The 15,539-nt window shown below is 65.3% G+C and carries 14 protein-coding genes; 6 read left to right on the forward strand and 8 right to left on the reverse strand.

The features are described from left to right. Positions 1-50 precede the first annotated feature (50 nt). The 6 genes from RAD10_RS20740 to RAD10_RS20765 all read left to right on the forward strand — a co-directional run bounded on the left by RAD10_RS20740 (position 51) and on the right by RAD10_RS20765 (position 6,262). Positions 51-1,445, forward strand: a complete 1,395-nt coding sequence (locus RAD10_RS20740) for an FAD-linked oxidase C-terminal domain-containing protein (RefSeq protein ID WP_461619031.1) — start codon at positions 51-53, stop codon at positions 1,443-1,445. Next, complete coding sequence (locus tag RAD10_RS20745) at positions 1,442-2,965, forward strand: sugar ABC transporter ATP-binding protein (protein ID WP_461619032.1); 1,524 nt, start codon at positions 1,442-1,444, stop codon at positions 2,963-2,965. Before RAD10_RS20740 ends, RAD10_RS20745 begins: the two co-directional genes overlap by 4 nt. Continuing rightward, on the forward strand, positions 2,958-3,908 hold the full coding sequence (locus tag RAD10_RS20750) for an ABC transporter permease (protein ID WP_461619033.1): 951 nt from the start codon (positions 2,958-2,960) through the stop codon (positions 3,906-3,908). The genes RAD10_RS20745 and RAD10_RS20750 overlap by 8 nt, the downstream gene beginning before the upstream one ends. Further along, a complete protein-coding gene (locus RAD10_RS20755; protein ID WP_461619034.1) occupies positions 3,905-4,882 on the forward strand; it encodes an ABC transporter permease in 978 nt (325 codons plus the stop codon). The genes RAD10_RS20750 and RAD10_RS20755 overlap by 4 nt, the downstream gene beginning before the upstream one ends. A gap of 44 nt (positions 4,883-4,926) precedes the next feature. Next, positions 4,927-5,901 carry a sugar ABC transporter substrate-binding protein gene (locus tag RAD10_RS20760; protein ID WP_461619035.1) on the forward strand — a complete coding sequence of 325 codons (975 nt, stop codon included), beginning with the start codon at positions 4,927-4,929 and terminating at the stop codon, positions 5,899-5,901. A 73-nt stretch (positions 5,902-5,974) separates the two neighbouring features. Further along, entirely contained in the window at positions 5,975-6,262 is a 288-nt protein-coding gene (locus RAD10_RS20765) for a YciI family protein (RefSeq protein ID WP_038970499.1), read from the forward strand. Positions 6,263-6,352: 90 nt separating this feature from the next. On the opposite strand, the gene RAD10_RS20770 is transcribed toward RAD10_RS20765, so the two are convergent. The 8 genes from RAD10_RS20770 to RAD10_RS20805 form a co-directional block, all read right to left on the reverse strand. Next, positions 6,353-7,345 (reverse strand): ABC transporter ATP-binding protein, encoded by a 993-nt coding sequence (locus tag RAD10_RS20770; RefSeq protein ID WP_028142478.1) that lies wholly within the window; start codon positions 7,343-7,345, stop codon positions 6,353-6,355. After that, entirely contained in the window at positions 7,342-8,331 is a 990-nt protein-coding gene (locus RAD10_RS20775; RefSeq protein ID WP_442547257.1) for an ABC transporter ATP-binding protein, read from the reverse strand. Before RAD10_RS20775 ends, RAD10_RS20770 begins: the two co-directional genes overlap by 4 nt. 15 nt (positions 8,332-8,346) lie before the next feature. Beyond that, on the reverse strand, positions 8,347-9,270 hold the full coding sequence (locus tag RAD10_RS20780; RefSeq protein WP_461619036.1) for an ABC transporter permease: 924 nt from the start codon (positions 9,268-9,270) through the stop codon (positions 8,347-8,349). Then, positions 9,267-10,208, reverse strand: a complete 942-nt coding sequence (locus RAD10_RS20785; RefSeq protein ID WP_028142475.1) for an ABC transporter permease — start codon at positions 10,206-10,208, stop codon at positions 9,267-9,269. Before RAD10_RS20785 ends, RAD10_RS20780 begins: the two co-directional genes overlap by 4 nt. A 17-nt stretch (positions 10,209-10,225) precedes the next feature. Beyond that, positions 10,226-11,827 (reverse strand): ABC transporter substrate-binding protein, encoded by a 1,602-nt coding sequence (locus tag RAD10_RS20790; RefSeq protein ID WP_461619037.1) that lies wholly within the window; start codon positions 11,825-11,827, stop codon positions 10,226-10,228. A 141-nt stretch (positions 11,828-11,968) separates the two neighbouring features. Beyond that, entirely contained in the window at positions 11,969-13,639 is a 1,671-nt protein-coding gene (locus RAD10_RS20795) for an ATP-binding cassette domain-containing protein (protein WP_461619038.1), read from the reverse strand. Beyond that, the gene (locus RAD10_RS20800) at positions 13,636-14,484 is read right to left on the reverse strand and encodes an ABC transporter permease (protein ID WP_461619039.1); all 849 of its coding nucleotides are present in this window, start codon (positions 14,482-14,484) and stop codon (positions 13,636-13,638) included. Before RAD10_RS20800 ends, RAD10_RS20795 begins: the two co-directional genes overlap by 4 nt. Next, a complete protein-coding gene (locus tag RAD10_RS20805; RefSeq protein ID WP_461619040.1) occupies positions 14,481-15,515 on the reverse strand; it encodes an ABC transporter permease in 1,035 nt (344 codons plus the stop codon). Before RAD10_RS20805 ends, RAD10_RS20800 begins: the two co-directional genes overlap by 4 nt. Between the last annotated feature and the right edge of the window lie 24 nt (positions 15,516-15,539).

Consider the following 15,539-nt stretch of genomic DNA (forward strand, 5'->3'; position numbering starts at 1 on the left):
GGCGACGGACCAGCAAGAGTCCGGCAACAGGGAGCAGACGGGAGCTGAGGATGGGACCGCGGGTCAGCACGAGCATCTTGGCCGAGCGCCTCACGGGCATGATCGGCCCGCGCGCGAGCGTTGCGCGCGGCGTGCTCGATCAGCACGGGCAGAGCGAGTCGCATTATCGCAATTTGCCGCCTGACATCGTCGTCTTCCCTGAGACCACGCAGGAGGTCGCGGAGATCGTCAAGCTGTGCGCGAGCGCGGGCATGCCGATCGTCCCGTTCGGCGCCGGCACCTCGCTCGAAGGCAATGCGGCCTCGGTCGCGGGCGGCGTCTGCTTCGACTTCGCGCGCATGAACAAGGTGCTCAGCGTGCACGACAGCGACATGGATGTCGTGGTGCAGCCCGGCATTACCCGCAAGCAGCTCAATGCAGAGCTGCGCAATACCGGCCTGCTTTTCCCGATCGACCCCGGCGCCGACGCCTCGATTGGCGGCATGGCCTCCACGCGCGCCTCCGGCACTATGGCGGTGCGCTATGGCACGATGAAGGACAATGTCATGGCGCTCGAGGTGGTGCTGGCCGACGGCCGCGTGATCCGGACCGCGAAGCGCGCACGCAAGTCGGCGGCCGGCTACGACCTGACGCGCATGTTCGTCGGCGCGGAGGGCACGCTCGGAATCATCACCGAAATCACGCTGAAGGTGCACCCCGTCCCGCAGGCGATCTCGGCCGCGGTCTGCAGCTTCGACACCCTGCACGACGCCGTCGATACCGCGATCTCCGTGATCCAGTGCGCGATCCCCGTGGCGCGCATCGAGCTGCTCGACGACGTCATGATGCGCGGCATCAATGCCTACGCCAAGCTCGGCTACCGCGAAGCCCCCACCCTGTTCTTCGAATTCCACGGCTCCGAGACATCCGTCGCCGAGCAGGCCGAGGCGGCACAGGCGATCGCGGCCGACCATGGCGGCCACGAATTTGCCTGGGCCAAGGCGCCGGAAGACCGCAGCCGGCTCTGGCACGCCCGCGACAACACGCTCTATGCGGGCCTGGGCCTCCGGCCCGGCGCACGCGCCATGATTACCGATGTCTGTGTGCCGATCTCGCGGCTGGCGGAATGCCTCACCGAGACACGGCGTGACGCCGACCAGCACGGCTTTACCGCGCCGATCGTCGGCCATGTCGGCGACGGCAATTTCCACATGCTGATCCTGATCGACCCCGCAAAGCCCGAGGAGACCGAAGGCGCCAAGGCGCTGCAGGCCCGCATGGTCGCCCGCGCCATCGCCATGGACGGAACCTGCACCGGCGAGCACGGCATCGGACTCGGCAAGATCGGCTATCTCACCGACGAGCTCGGCGAAGCCGTCGATGTGATGCGATCCATCAAGGTCGCGCTCGATCCGAATGGTCTCATGAATCCCGGAAAGATCTTTTCAGGCGGAGCCAAGGTATGAGTGACGCGCTCCCCATCGAAGTTACTTCGCCCACGCCGTTGCTGGAACTGCGCGGCATCAGCAAGGAGTTTCCCGGCGTCAAGGCGCTGGATGACGTGTCCTTTGCCGTCTACCCCGGCGAAGTCCACATGCTGCTGGGGGAGAACGGCGCCGGCAAGTCGAGCCTGATGAAGGTGCTGTGCGGTGCCTACCGCGCCGACGCCGGCGAGTTCTACTATGAGGGCAAGAAGGTCGCGATCTCCTCGACCGCGGATGCGCAGAAGCTCGGCATTGCCGTGATCTTCCAGGAATTCTCGCTGGTCCCCTATCTTGATATCGCACAGAACATCTTTCTCGGCCGCGAGCCCAAAGGCCACATCCCCGGCACCATCGACCGCCGCAAGATCCTGGCTGACGCAAAGCGCGTGCTCGACACCATCGGCTTCGACATCGATCCCTCCACCATCGTCGATAAGCTCGGCGTCGCGCAACAGCAGATGGTCGAGATCGCCAAGGCGATCAGCCAGGACGCCCGCATCCTCGTGATGGATGAGCCGACCGCGGCGCTGTCCGACCGCGAGACCGAGCTGTTGTTTGCCCTGATCGCACGGCTGAAGGCCGACGGCGTCTCGATAGTCTACATCTCGCACCGCATGGCCGAAGTGTTCGCACTCGGCGATCGCATCACGGTACTGCGCGACGGCCGGCGCATCGACGGCGTCCGGCCCGCCGACGTCACGCCGGACCAGCTCGTCCGCATGATGGTCGGCCGCAACGTCGACATGACCTATCCGCGCAATTTTGCCGACAAGCCCGGCGAGCTACTGCTCGAGGTCAAGGGCCTGACCGCCTCGACCGGCATCTCCGACATCAACATCGAGGTGCGCCGGGGCGAGATCGTCGGCCTGTGCGGCCTGGTCGGCTCGGGCCGCAGCGAAGTCGCACGCGCCATCTTCGGCGCCGATCCCGTGACGTCGGGCGAGATCATCTTCGACGGCAAGGCCATCTCGGGCGAGCCTGATCTTGCCGCCCGCCGCGGCATCGCGCTGATCCCAGAGAGCCGCAAGAGCGAGGGCCTCGCGCTGCTGCGCTCGGTGAGCGACAATCTTGTGGTGTCGGCGCTGCGAAAACTGTTCCCGAGCGGGCTGTTCGACCAGCGCGGTGCGCAGCGCACCTCCGACGCCCTAATCCGGCAATTGAGGATCGCGACACCGAGTGCGCGTCAGACCGTCGGCCTGCTCTCGGGCGGCAACCAGCAGAAGGTCGTGATCGGCAAATGGCTGGCGGCCGGCTCAAAGCTCTTCATCTTCGACGAGCCGACGCGCGGCATCGACATCGGCGCCAAGTCCGAGATTTTTGCGCTGATCGACCGCCTGGTCGCGGAAGGCGCGGCGGCACTGATGATCTCGTCCGAACAGGTCGAGATCTGCCATGTCTGCGACCGCGCCTATGTGATGCGCGAGGGGCGCATCGCCGGCCACCTGAACCGCAACGAACTGACCGAGGAGAACATCGTGCGACTGGGGATGCATCATGCGTGAGGCCGCGGTCGTTTCACAGCCCAACCCGCTGCAACGCATTCCCGGCGTTGCCATCGTGCTGGTGCTCCTGATCACGCTGTTCAGCGCGATCGCCCCCGGCTTCCTGTCGGTCGCCAACCTCTCCAACGTGCTGGTGCAGTCGACCATCCTGACCATGCTCGCGCTGCCGATGACGCTGATCATCATGACGGAGGGGCTGGACCTTTCGATGGGCGCGGTGCTGACGTTGACCTCGCTCTGCGTCGCGATCGTCTCGCTCGCCACCAAATCGATGCTGCTCGGTTTAGGCGCCGGCCTGCTGGTCGGCGCGGCCTTCGGCGTCGCCAACGGCTGGCTAGTGGCGATCCTGGGCATTCCTCCCTTCGTTGCCACGCTCGGTACGCTCGGCATGGCGCAGGGCCTGTCGCTCATCGTCAGCGACGGCCAGAGCGTGGTCGGCATCCCCCACAGCGTCCGCGACATCTATTCGTCGACACTGCTCGGCGTGCCCGTGCCGATCGTGATGGCGCTCGTGACCTACGCCGCGTTTCACGGCCTGCTCTATCACACCCGCTTCGGCACCTACATCTTCGCGCTCGGTGGTAACCGCGAAGCGCTACGCTACGCCGGGCTCTCGCCGAACCGGCTCTTGATCGCGGTCTACGCGATCGGCGGCGCCATGGCGGGCATCGCGGGCCTGTTGATGACCGCGCGGATGAATTCCGGCCACCCCACCGCCGGCCTCGGACTTGAATTCGATGCCATCGCCGCCGTCGCGGTCGGCGGCACCTCGTTCGAGCGCGGCAATGGCTGGCTGCTCGGTACCCTGCTCGGCGTCCTCTCGGTCGGCGTGCTGCGCAACGGGTTGAACCTGATCTCGCTGCCCTCCTCGGTGCAGGTCGCAAGCGTCGGTGTGCTCGTCATCGTCGCGCTGTTCCTCGATGGACTCAGGAGCCGGGCATGACCGACATCACGAAAGAGGCGATGATGCCGCCCCGCTCCTTCCTATCGCAGGACGCGATCCAGGTGTTCTATCGCCTGCTCGCGGCCCTCTTGATCTGCGCGGTGCTGGCCGTGCTCAGCGATTCCTTCCTGAGCCTCGGCAACATCCTCAACGTGCTCCGGCAGGCGAGCCTGACCTTCTTCATCGCCTCCGGCCTGACGCTGGTGGTACTGACGGCCGGCCTTGATCTCTCCGTCGGCGCCAATGTTGCGTTGTCGGCCTGCATCGCCGGGACCGTGATCCACAAGACCGGCTCGCCGGCGCTCGGTATCCTCACCGGGCTTGCCTGCGGCGGCATCGTTGGCCTGCTCAACGGCATCATGGTCACCGCGCTGCGCATCCCCTCCTTCATCGCCACCTATGGCATGCTCTGGGTGCTGAACGGCCTCACCTATTGGTACATGGCCGGCGAGACGCTGCACGGCTTCCCGGCGGGCTTCCGACAGATCGGCAGCGGCTATCTGTTCGGCCTGCCCATCCCGGTCTATCTGCTGCTGGTGTTCCTCGGGATCGGAACGCTGTTTGCGCAACGGACGATCTGGGGCCAGGAGATCTATGCGATCGGCGCCAATCCGCTCGCAGCCCGCCTCTCCGGTATCCCAGTCGCGCGGCGCCTGTTGCTGGTCTACGCGGTATCAGGCACCATGGCCGGACTTGCCTCGATCATCTTCCTGTCGCGGCTCAATTCGGCCGAGGCTGACATCGGCGAAAGCCTGACGCTGCCCGCGATCGCGGCCGTGCTGATCGGCGGCACCTCGCTGTTCGGCGGCGTCGGCACCGTGTTCGGCACCTTCATCGGCGCGCTGATCCTGACGCTGGTGCTGAACGGCATGAACCTGCTCTCGGTCAGCGCCAACTGGCAGCCGCTGGTGACAGGCATCATCGTCATTCTCGCGGTCTGGCTCGACATGAAGACCCGCCGCCGCGCGCAGTAGGTGTTTTTCGATATCCAACAAGCAAAACGAGGGATGGAGGCAATATGAGACAGAAACTGACTTACCTTGCGCTGCCGCTGCTGATGGCGGCTGCGCTCACCAGCGAGGTGCGTGCCGACGGCGAGACCATCGCCGTCTTCACCAAAAACCAGACCAACCCGTTCTTCCAGACGGTGCGCGTCGGCGCCGACAACATGGCGAAGACGCTGAACGCCAAGACGCTGCAATACATCCCGACCAAGCCGGATTCGATCCCGGAGCAGCTGAGCCAGATCGAGGACGTCGTGGTGAAGAAGCCGAGCGCGATCGTGTTCACGCCGGTCGACTACAAGGCGATGGTGCCCGGGGTCGAGAAGATCAACGAAGCCAAGATCCCCGTCGTCAACATCACCGACCGCTCCGCGGGCGGCAAGTTCCTCTCCTTCGTCGGCGCCGACGATTACAGCCTCGGGCTCGAGACCGCGCGCTACTTGCTTAAGTCGCTGGGCGGCAAGGGCAACATCGTCATCATCGAGGGCGTCAAGGGCTCGCTGACCAATGTCGACCGTGTCCGCGGATTCAACGACGCGCTGAAGGAGACCCCCGGTGCGAAACTCCTGGCCTCGCAGCCGGGCAACTACCAGCGGCTCCAGGCGCTCCAGGTCATGGAAAATTTAATGCAGTCGAATTCGCAGATCGACGGCGTGCTGGCGGCCAACGACGCCATGGCGGTCGGCGCGATCGAGGCCCTCGACGGCGCCAACCGCAAGGCCCAGGTCATCGGCATCAACGGCACCAAGGAGGCGATCGACGCGATCAAGTCCGGCAAGCTGCTCGCCAGCGGCGACTACAACGGATTTGCGCAAGGCTGCCTCGGCACCATGATGGCGATCCGATCCCTGCGCAACCAGCCGGTCATCAGCGAGATCGTGCTGAAGCCGACCGTCATCACCAAGGACAATTTTGGGCCCTTCGACGTGCCGCTGGAACAGCGGACCTGCCCGACCTTCGAGGAAGCAGGCAAGCTCAGCGCGAAGTAAGCGCATTCACGATAATCTCGGACGGCCGTCGCGGCGGCCGTCCCAAGAACCGAGCTAGGAAACGGAGACCACCATGCTGTTCGCCATTCACGCCGTCGACCGCGCCGGCGCGCTGCCGACCCGGCTCGCCAATTACGATGCCCATAAGGCGTTCCTGAGCGACACCTCGCGCTTCGGCGTCAAGATCGTGATGTCGGGGCCGCTCGTCTCCGACGATGGTCAAACGATGATCGGCAGCCTGTTCCTGATCGAGGCGCCCGGCCGTGGCGACGTCGAGGCCTTCAACCGTGCCGACCCCTTTGCCGCGGCCGGCATCTGGGAGAAGGTCACGATCACGGGCTTCCTGCGCCGGCAGGGTTGAGGCCGGCCAAATCAAAAATGCGAAAACAACCCCATGCACAGTAGAATGGGGTTGTTTTTGCTGACGAATTTCCGACGCGAACCTCCCCCTTCAGCCGCTCGTCGCCACAGCTCCGTCTTCGAGATGACAGGCCACCCACTGCTCGGTCCCAACTGCGCGAAGCACCGGCTCTTCGACCCGGCAGCGATCGAAGACGAGCGGGCAGCGGGTGTGGAAGCGGCATCCCTTCGGCGGATTGATCGGGCTCGGCACGTCGCCCTTGAGGATGATGGGATTGCGCTGGGCGCCGGGCTCGGGGAGCGGCACCGCGGACAGTAGCGCTCTGGTGTAGGGATGCCTTGGCGCGGCAAAGATCTCTCGGCGCGGCGCTATCTCGACGATCTTGCCGAGATACATGACGGCCACGCGGTGGGTCATGTGCTCGACGATCGCGAGGTCGTGGCTGATGAACAGCAACGCTAGGCCGAACTCGCTCTGGAGATCCTGCAGCAAATTGACGATCTGCGCCTTGACCGAGACGTCGAGCGCTGAGACCGCCTCGTCGCACACGATCAGCTCGGGCTCGGCCGCGAGCGCCCGCGCGATGCCGATGCGCTGGCGCTGGCCGCCGGAGAACTCGTGCGGCCTGCGGTTCAGCGCCTCGCGCGGCAGGCGCACGGTGTCCATCAGAGAGGTGACGCGGACTTCGAGATCCTCGGCGGATTTGGCGAGGCCGAAATTCCGGATTGGTTCGGCCAGGATGTCGCGCACGCGCATGCGCGGATTGAGGCTGGAGAACGGATCCTGGAACACCACCTGCACGCGCCGGCGCATCTGGCGCATCGTGCCCGGATGTGCGTCGTCGATACGCTGGCCGTCGAGGATGACCTGACCTGCGGTGATGTCGAACAGCCGCAAAATGGCGCGGCCGACCGTCGACTTGCCGCAGCCGGACTCGCCGACCAGCGATAGCGTCTCGCCGCGTGCGATCTCGAAGGAGACGCCGTCGACCGCATAGACGAATTCGGACTTGCGGCCGAACAGGCCGGACTTGACCGGAAAGTGCTTCTTGAGGTCGTTGACCTGGAGCAGCGGAGGGCTCATGCCGCGACAGCTCCCTTGGCCGCGTAGTGGCAGGCGGCGACGTGACGAGGGCCCTTCTCTTCGAGCCCCGGCGCATATTGACGACAGAGATCGGTCGCAAGCGCGCAGCGGCCGGCAAAGACGCAGCCGGTGATCGGCTTTCTGAGATCGGGTACCTGCCCGGGAATTTCGGCGAGCCGTCTTGCCGTGCCCGTGAGCGACGAGCCGAGCCGCGGCACCGCACCTAACAGGCCTTGCGTGTAGGGATGACGCGGCGAGCGGAACAGTTCCGCGACCGGCGCTTCCTCGACCTTGCGGCCCGCATACATCACCATGACACGCTCGGCGATCTCGGCGACGACGCCGAGGTCGTGGGTGATCAGGATGATGGCCGCGCCGACACGGCGCTTGAGGTCCAGCATCAGCTTCAGGATCTGCGCCTGGATCGTCACGTCGAGGGCGGTGGTGGGCTCGTCGGCAATGAGAAGCTTCGGATTGCAGGCCAGCGCAATCGCGATCATCACGCGCTGGCGCATGCCGCCGGAGAGCTGGTGCGGATATTCGCGCACGCGCCGCTTCGGCTCGGGAATGCCGACCAGCGTCAGCATCTCGATCGCGTGCGCCTCGGCGGCCTGCTTGTCCAGGCCCTGATGGATCATCAGCGTCTCGCGGATCTGCCGGCCGACGGTCAGAACCGGATTGAGGCTGGTCATCGGCTCCTGAAAGATCATCGAGATGTCGTTGCCGCGGATCGCGCGCATCTCGCGATCGGAGAGTTGCAGCAGGTCTCTCCCTGCAAAGCGGATCGCACCTGCGATCCTGCCCGGCGGCTCCGGGATCAGCCGCATCAGCGACATCGACGTCACCGACTTGCCGCAGCCGGATTCACCGACGATGGCGAGCGTCTCGCCCTCGTTGACATGGAAGGACACCCCGTCCACCGCGCGGTTGATGCCGCCGGGGGTGCGGAAATGAGTCTGGAGGTTTTCGACTTCGAGCAGCGCCATCGCGATCAGCCCCGGTCAGAGACGCTTAGCCATGCGCGGATCGAGCGCATCGCGAAGGCCGTCGCCGAGCAAATTCACCGCGAGCACGGTGACAGACAAGAAGGCCGCCGGAAAGAACACGATGTAGGGCTTGACCTGCCACAGCGCGCGGCCCTCGGCCATGATGTTGCCCCAGGACGGAATGGTCGGCGGCGTGCCGGCACCAATGAAGGACAGGATCGCCTCGGTGATCATGGCGCTGGCGCAGATATAGGTCGCCTGCACCAGCATCGGCGCCAGCGTATTCGGCAGGATGTGACGGAGGATGATCATCGGTGTGCGCGTGCCGCAGGCGACCGCGGCATCCACATAGGGCTGCTCGCGCAGCGACAGCACCACGCTGCGCACGAGCCGCGAAACGCGCGGGATCTCGGCGACGGTGATGGCGAGGATGACGTTGCCGACGCTCCCCCGCGTCAGCGCCATCAGCGCGATCGCCAGCAGGATCGGCGGGATCGACATCAAGCCGTCCATGAACCGCATCAGGATGCCGTCGGCCCAGCGGATGAAGCCCGAGACCATGCCGATGGCAAGGCCGGCCACGGATGCGAAGATCGCGACCGACAGGCCGACCGTGAGCGAGACCCGCGCACCGAACAGCACGCGCGAGTAGATGTCGCGGCCGAGCACGTCGGTGCCGAACCAGAAATCGGCCGACGGCGCCCGGGTGCGCTTGGCGGGGGCGAGCGCTGTCGGATCGACCGTCCAGAGATAGGGCGCAAAGATCGCGATCAGGACGAGCGCCAGCAGCAGCGCGCCGCCGATCGCGACCGTCGGATGGCCACGCAAGAACCCGATGAAGCCGCGCCGGATCGTGACCGGCCGCAGGATTTCAGGCAGTTGTGGCGCAAGGACGAGGCCGGCCGGGAGCGATTGCGGATTGACGGTCGTGTCGGTCAATAGCGGATCCTCGGGTCAACGAGCGTATAAATGACGTCGATCATCAGATTGACGAGGACGTAGACGAAGCTGAACAGCAGGACGATGCCCTGGATGACGGGATAGTCGCGGCGCAGGATGGCATCGATCGTGAGCCGGCCGAGGCCGGGAATCGCGAACACGCTCTCAGTCACCACCGCGCCGCCGATCAGCAGCGCGATACCGATCCCGATCACGGTGACGATCGGGACCGCCGCGTTCTTCAGCGCGTGAATGAACAGGATGCCGCCCTGCCCGAGGCCCTTGGCACGCGCAGTGCGGATATAGTCCTGCTGCAGGACTTCGAGCATTGCGGCGCGCGTGATGCGCGCCACCAGGGCGATGTAGACGCAGCCGAGCGCGATCGCGGGCAGGATCAGGTTCTCGAGCCACGGCCAGAAGCCTTGCGTAAGCGGCGTATAGCCCTGCACCGGCAGCCATTCGAGCTCAAGCGCGAAGATGTAGGCGAGCATGTAGCCGACCACGAAGACGGGCAGCGAGAATCCGAACACGGCAAAGCCCATGATGACGCGGTCGATCAGGCTGCCGGCCTTCCAGGCCGCCACCACGCCGAGCGGCACTGCCACCACGATCGTGAGCAGCAGCGTGACGATCATCAGCGACAGCGTCGGCCCGAGGCGCTGTCCGATCATCGCCGAGACCGGCAAATTGGTGAAGATCGATGTGCCGAGATCGCCGTGCAGGATGCGCCAGACCCAGCCTCCGAACTGGACCAGGAAGGGACGATCGAGACCGAGGCTCTGGCGGATGCGCTCCACATCCTCCGGGCTCGCCTGGTCGCCCGCGATCACCACGGCGGGATCACCCGGCGCAATGTAGAGCAGGCTGAACACGAACAGCGCGACGATTGCCATGACCGGCAGGGTCGCGACGATGCGACGGAGGATGTAGGAGAGCATCTGGCCTCAACGCACGATCATGCAGACTTCGACACGCCCCAGAAGAACGGCAGCGGCCCCTTGGTGATGCCGGAGACGTTCTTGCGCCAGGCCGTGTAGGTCAGGAAGAAGCCGGTCGGCGCATAGACGACATCCTCAAGCGCCGCCTTGTTGACCCGCCCGATCGCCGCCTTCTCTTCCTCGAGATTCTTGGCGTCGAACCAGGTCGTGATCTCCTTCTCGGTATTCGGACTATTGGGCCAGCCGAACCAGGCCTTTTCGCCATTGGCGCGGATGGCGGTGTAGGCGGCGGGCGTGATGCAGTCGGCTCCGGCATGCCAGCTGTGGAACATGTTCCAGCCGCCCTGCCCGGGCGGCGTCTTCGCCGCGCGGCGCGAGCCGACCGTGCCCCAATCGGTGGCGACGAAGTCGACATTCATGCCGAGCCGCTTCAGGAGATCCGCAGTCACGTCGCCTTGCGCCTTCGTGATCGGCTGATCCTGCGCCACCAGACAAGTCACCGGCTGGCCGGAATAGCCGCTTTCGGCCAGCAGCTTCTTGGCCGCGTCGAAATCGCGCTTGCCCTTCAGGATCTCGCCGCCCAACTCGCTGTAGAGCGGCGTATCCGGCGTGAAGAACCCGGGCAGCGCCTTCCACAATGCGTTGTCGTCGCCGACGATCGCGCGCATATAATCTTCCTGGCTGAGCGCCATCAGCACCGCGCGCCTCGCCCGCACGTCGTTGAACGGCGCGAACAGATGGTTCATGCGGAACGAGCCGATATTGCCGAGGGGATCGCCGATGTCGACGCTGATGTTCTTGTTCTTCTTCAGCACGGGCACGAGATCGGCGATCGGATTCTCCCACCAGTCGACTTCACCGTTTTGCAATGCGGCCGCCGCGGTGGCCGGATCCGGCATCACGATCCACTCCACGCGATCGACCAGAATCTGCTTGCCGCCGGCAAGCCAGGAGGCCTTCTCCTGCCGCGGGACATAATCGGCGAATTTCTCAAACACCGCCTTGGCTCCGGGGACCCATTCGCCCTTGGCGAATTTCATCGGACCCGAGCCGACATATTCGGTGATCTGCTTGAACGGATCGGTCTTGGCGATACGCTCGGGCATGATGAAGGAGCACGGCGCGTTGTTCTTGGCGAGCGCGTAGAGCATCTTCGGGAAGGGCTGTTTCAAGACCCATTTGAAGGTGCGGTCGTCGACGGCGGTCAATTCCTGCTGGATCGAAATGATCATCAGCCCCATCGGATCGCGCGCAGCCCAGCGCGACAGGCTCGCAACGACGTCCTTGGCCAGCACGGGCTCGCCGTCGTGGAACTTGAGACCGGGCCTCAAGCGGAACGTCCAGGTCTTGCCGTCGTCGGAAGTCTCCTCGGACTCGATCATCTGCCGCTGCGGCTGCAGCGAAGAATCGATGCCGTAAAGCGTGTCCCAGACCAGCGCGGCGGCATTGCGCACGACATATTGCGTGCCCCAGATCGGATCGAAATTGGCGAGATTGGCTTGCGGCACGAAGCGGAGGGTGCGGGCTGATGCGCCTTGCGCGATCGCGGGGGCCGAGAGGCCCGTCAATGCCAGACCGCCCGCGCCAGCCAGTCCCTTCAATACGGTCCTGCGATCCATGAAGTCCTCCCAGTAATGCCGTGATGCCGGCCATCGTTGGCCAAGAGCAGGTGAAACCAGAACCCGTTGGCGTGCAAATGGTATGCCACTAACCGGACCTTCGCCAGCGGGATCTCAACGTCTTTTGGACCGGACCAGGCCTCACAGAGCTGCCGCCAGCATCTCGCCGGTCTCGATATGCGGGATGGCCTCGACCAGCTTGCGCGTGTAGTCCGTCTTCGGATTGTCGAACAGCGCCCGGCTCTCGCCCTGCTCGACGATTCCGCCATTGCGCAGCACGATGGTGCGGTCGCAGAGCATGCGCACCACGTTGAGATCGTGGCTGACGAACAGCAGCGCGATGTCGTTCTCGCGCCTGAGGCGATCGAGCAGTTGCAGCACAACCGCCTGCACCGAGACATCGAGCGCGGCCGTCGGTTCGTCCAGCACCAGGAGCCGCGGCCGGCAGGCGATGGCGCGGGCGATGCCGACGCGGGCCTTCTGGCCGCCGGAGAGCTGGTGCGGAAACCGCGGCAACAGATCCAGCGGTAATCCAACCCGCACGGCAGATTCCTCGACCCGTTCGCGCAACGCGTCACCCGCACGCATGCCATCGAGCCGCATCAGAGGGTGGGCGATACAATCGAACGCCGTAAAGCGCGGGTTGAGGCTCTCGTTCGGATCCTGAAACACCATCTGGATGTCTTTGCGCAAGGGCGAGCGGTGAAAGTCGCGCGAGGCCACGTGACCGATCGAATGCCCGTCGAACACGATGTCGCCTTCGCTCGGGTCGATCAGCCGGCAGATCATCCGCGACGTCGTGCTCTTGCCGGAGCCGGACTCCCCGACGAGACCGACGCTCTCGCCGCCGGCCATCGTCATCGAGAAGTCGGCCACCGCAGCAGAGCCCTGATCGAAGCGTTTTGCGAGTTTTCGCACTTCCAGGAGCGGCGGCGTGCCGTGCGCGAGCTCCGCTCGGGGCTTGCCGGCGACGGTCGCGGTGCGCTCCCTTTCCTCTTCCGTCACGAGGTCTTCGATACGGGACGTCGCGGTCGGCGATGCCGCGACCAGGCGCCTGGTATAAGCGTGCTGGGGCGCGCTGAAGAGTGTCCTGGGACTCGCCTCCTCGACGATGCGGCCGCGTTCCATCACGGCGATGCGGCGGCAATAGCGTGCGGCGAGCCCGAGATCGTGCGTGATGAGGATCGTCGCCATGCCGCGCGCGGTGGCGATATCCGCCAGGAGATCCATCACCACCTTCTGCGTGGTGACGTCGAGGCCGGTGGTCGGCTCGTCCGCGATCAGCAGCGCGGGATTGCAGGAGATCGCGATCGCGATCATGACGCGCTGGCACATGCCCCCCGAAAGCTCGTGCGGATAGGCGTTCATCCGCGCTTCGGGCTCGCGGATCTGCACGGCGCGCAGCAAATCCAGCGCCTCGCCCCGCGCGGCCTCTTTTGAGATGCGCTTATGGGTGAGGATCGCGTCCGCGATCTGCAGGCCGATGGCCCGGATCGGATTGAGCGCCGCCCGCGGGTTCTGGAAGATCATCGACATCGCGGCGCCCTGGAGCTGACGAAGGTCGTCGCCCCTGAGCTTTGTCACATCCTGCCCACGAAACAGGATCTTGCCGCCGGTGACGCGCCCTGCTGCGTCGAGCAGCCGCGTCGTGGCAAAGCCAGTCACCGACTTGCCCGAGCCGCTCTCGCCGACAAGGCCGAGCATCTCGCCCTTCCCGACCGTGAGCGTCACGCCGCGCACGGCCTCGACCATGCCGCGGCGCGTCGAGAATGCGACGTGGAGGTCGTCGATCCTGAGCAGCGCCTCGCTCATGTGCGCATGCGGGGGTCGAGAATGTCCCGCATCCCGTCCCCGAGGAGATTGAAGCACAGCACGGCCATCATCAGCGCCAGCCCCGGAAATGCGACCAGCCACCACCGCCCGGTCGAGATGAAGCGCGCGCCTTCCGCGACCATGATGCCCCATTCCGGCGTCGGCGGCTTGACGCCCAGACCGATGAAGGACAGGCCCGCGGCGTTGAGAATGGCCCAGCCGAGGTTGAGCGAGATCTGCACCGCCATCGCCGGCAGGATGTTCGGCAGCAGGAAGCGCAGCACCACCGAGAAATGGCTCTCGCCGCAGGCGCGCGCCGCCTCCACCCAACCGACATTTCGGCGGACATTGACCTCGGCCCGCGCGAAGCGGATGTAAAAGGGAAGATTGATGATCGCGGTCGCGATCACGATGTTCTCGATCCGGTTGCCGAGGGCTGCGACCATGGCCATCGCCAGCACGAACAGCGGAAAGGCCATCATCACGTCGACGAAGCGGCCGACGCCGCGATCGAGCCGACCACCGGCATAGCCACAGAACGAACCGACCACAGCACCGATCGCGAAGGAGATGCCGACGGCCGAGACCGCAATCGCGAGATCAAGCCGCGCGGCAATGATGAGACGGCTGAACACGTCGCGTCCGAGCTGGTCGGTGCCGGCAATGTGCGCCGCGCTCGGCGGCAGTAACGCCTCCGAGACGTTGGAGGCTACGGGATCGTAAGGCACGATCCACGGTCCGAAGATCGCGACCAGCACGAATAGCAACACGCCGGTGGCGGCAACGGCGGTGAGCGGGTTGCCGCGCAGGATCCAGACCGAATGGCGGAGGGTCGAGCTGGTCATCCGATCGACACCCTGGGATCGGCAATGCCGTAGCAGATGTCCACAACCAGGTTGACCAGCACGAACAGGCTGGCCATCAGCAGCACAAAGCCCTGCACCGGCGCATAGTCGGAGGACAGCAGCGCATCGAGCGCATAGGAGGCAACGCCGGGCCAGGAGAACACTTTCTCCACCAGCACATTGGCGCCCAGCATGGTCGAGAACACGATGCCGGCGATGGTGATGACGGGCAGGATCGCATTGCGCAGCGCATAGGTCACGACCACCTTGCGCCAGGACAACCCGACCGATCGCGCGGTACGCACGAAGTCGCTGCCGAGCGAGACCAGCATCGAGGCACGCGTGATCCGCGCCAGCGGTGCGATCACGAACAGCGCCATGCTCACCGCCGGCAGGATCAATTGCTTGCAGGCCGCCCACCAGCCCTCGAAATCGCCGGCGAGCAGGAAGTCGATCGAGAGGAACCCGGTGCGCTGCGGCGGCAGCGACGTGAAGACGTCGATCCGCCCCGTCGGATCGGGTGCAAGGCCGAGCAGATAGTAGAAGACATAGATCAGCAGCAGGCCTGACACGAAGGTCGGCACGCAGACGCCGAGCGCGCAGAACAGCCGGACGCCGTGATCGACGACGGAGCCCGGCCTCAAGGCCGCGACCACGCCGAGCGGCACCGCGGCGATCAGTGCAATCAGGAGCGCGGTGAAGGTGAGCTCGAGCGAGGCCGGCAGCCGCTCGCGCAGATCCTTCAAAACCGGCTGCCCGGTCATCATGGAGCGGCCGAGATTGCCGCGGCCGATGTCGGAGAGATAGAACACGAGCTGCTCCGGCACCGATTTGTCGAGCCCCATCTGCTTGCGGATCTGCTCGATCTCCTCCTTGCCGGCATTGGGCCCCGAGGCGAAGAACACCGCGGGGTCGCCGGGCAGGACGCGCATCAGGAGGAAAGTGAAGACCAGCACACCGAACAGCGCGGGCAGCGACGATAGAAGCCGCCTGCCCGCCCGCACCATCGTTGCGCCGAGACCAGTCATCACCTTTCAGAGCTCCTTTCGCATGAC

The organism is Bradyrhizobium sp. 23AC (genome assembly GCF_054863025.1).

What these genes read in the sequence shown, in the direction of transcription:
- RAD10_RS20740 (WP_461619031.1), top strand. Translation starts at nt 51, where the DNA reads ATGGGACCGCGGGTCAGCACGAGCATCTTGGCCGAGCGCCTCACGGGC.
- RAD10_RS20760 (WP_461619035.1), top strand. Translation starts at nt 4,927, where the DNA reads ATGAGACAGAAACTGACTTACCTTGCGCTGCCGCTGCTGATGGCGGCT.
- RAD10_RS20755 (WP_461619034.1), top strand. Translation starts at nt 3,905, where the DNA reads ATGACCGACATCACGAAAGAGGCGATGATGCCGCCCCGCTCCTTCCTA.
- RAD10_RS20795 (WP_461619038.1), bottom strand. Translation starts at nt 13,639, where the DNA reads ATGAGCGAGGCGCTGCTCAGGATCGACGACCTCCACGTCGCATTCTCG.
- RAD10_RS20775 (WP_442547257.1), bottom strand. Translation starts at nt 8,331, where the DNA reads ATGGCGCTGCTCGAAGTCGAAAACCTCCAGACTCATTTCCGCACCCCC.
- RAD10_RS20800 (WP_461619039.1), bottom strand. Translation starts at nt 14,484, where the DNA reads ATGACCAGCTCGACCCTCCGCCATTCGGTCTGGATCCTGCGCGGCAAC.
- RAD10_RS20750 (WP_461619033.1), top strand. Translation starts at nt 2,958, where the DNA reads ATGCGTGAGGCCGCGGTCGTTTCACAGCCCAACCCGCTGCAACGCATT.
- RAD10_RS20745 (WP_461619032.1), top strand. Translation starts at nt 1,442, where the DNA reads ATGAGTGACGCGCTCCCCATCGAAGTTACTTCGCCCACGCCGTTGCTG.
- RAD10_RS20765 (WP_038970499.1), top strand. Translation starts at nt 5,975, where the DNA reads ATGCTGTTCGCCATTCACGCCGTCGACCGCGCCGGCGCGCTGCCGACC.
- RAD10_RS20790 (WP_461619037.1), bottom strand. Translation starts at nt 11,827, where the DNA reads ATGGATCGCAGGACCGTATTGAAGGGACTGGCTGGCGCGGGCGGTCTG.
- RAD10_RS20770 (WP_028142478.1), bottom strand. Translation starts at nt 7,345, where the DNA reads ATGAGCCCTCCGCTGCTCCAGGTCAACGACCTCAAGAAGCACTTTCCG.
- RAD10_RS20785 (WP_028142475.1), bottom strand. Translation starts at nt 10,208, where the DNA reads ATGCTCTCCTACATCCTCCGTCGCATCGTCGCGACCCTGCCGGTCATG.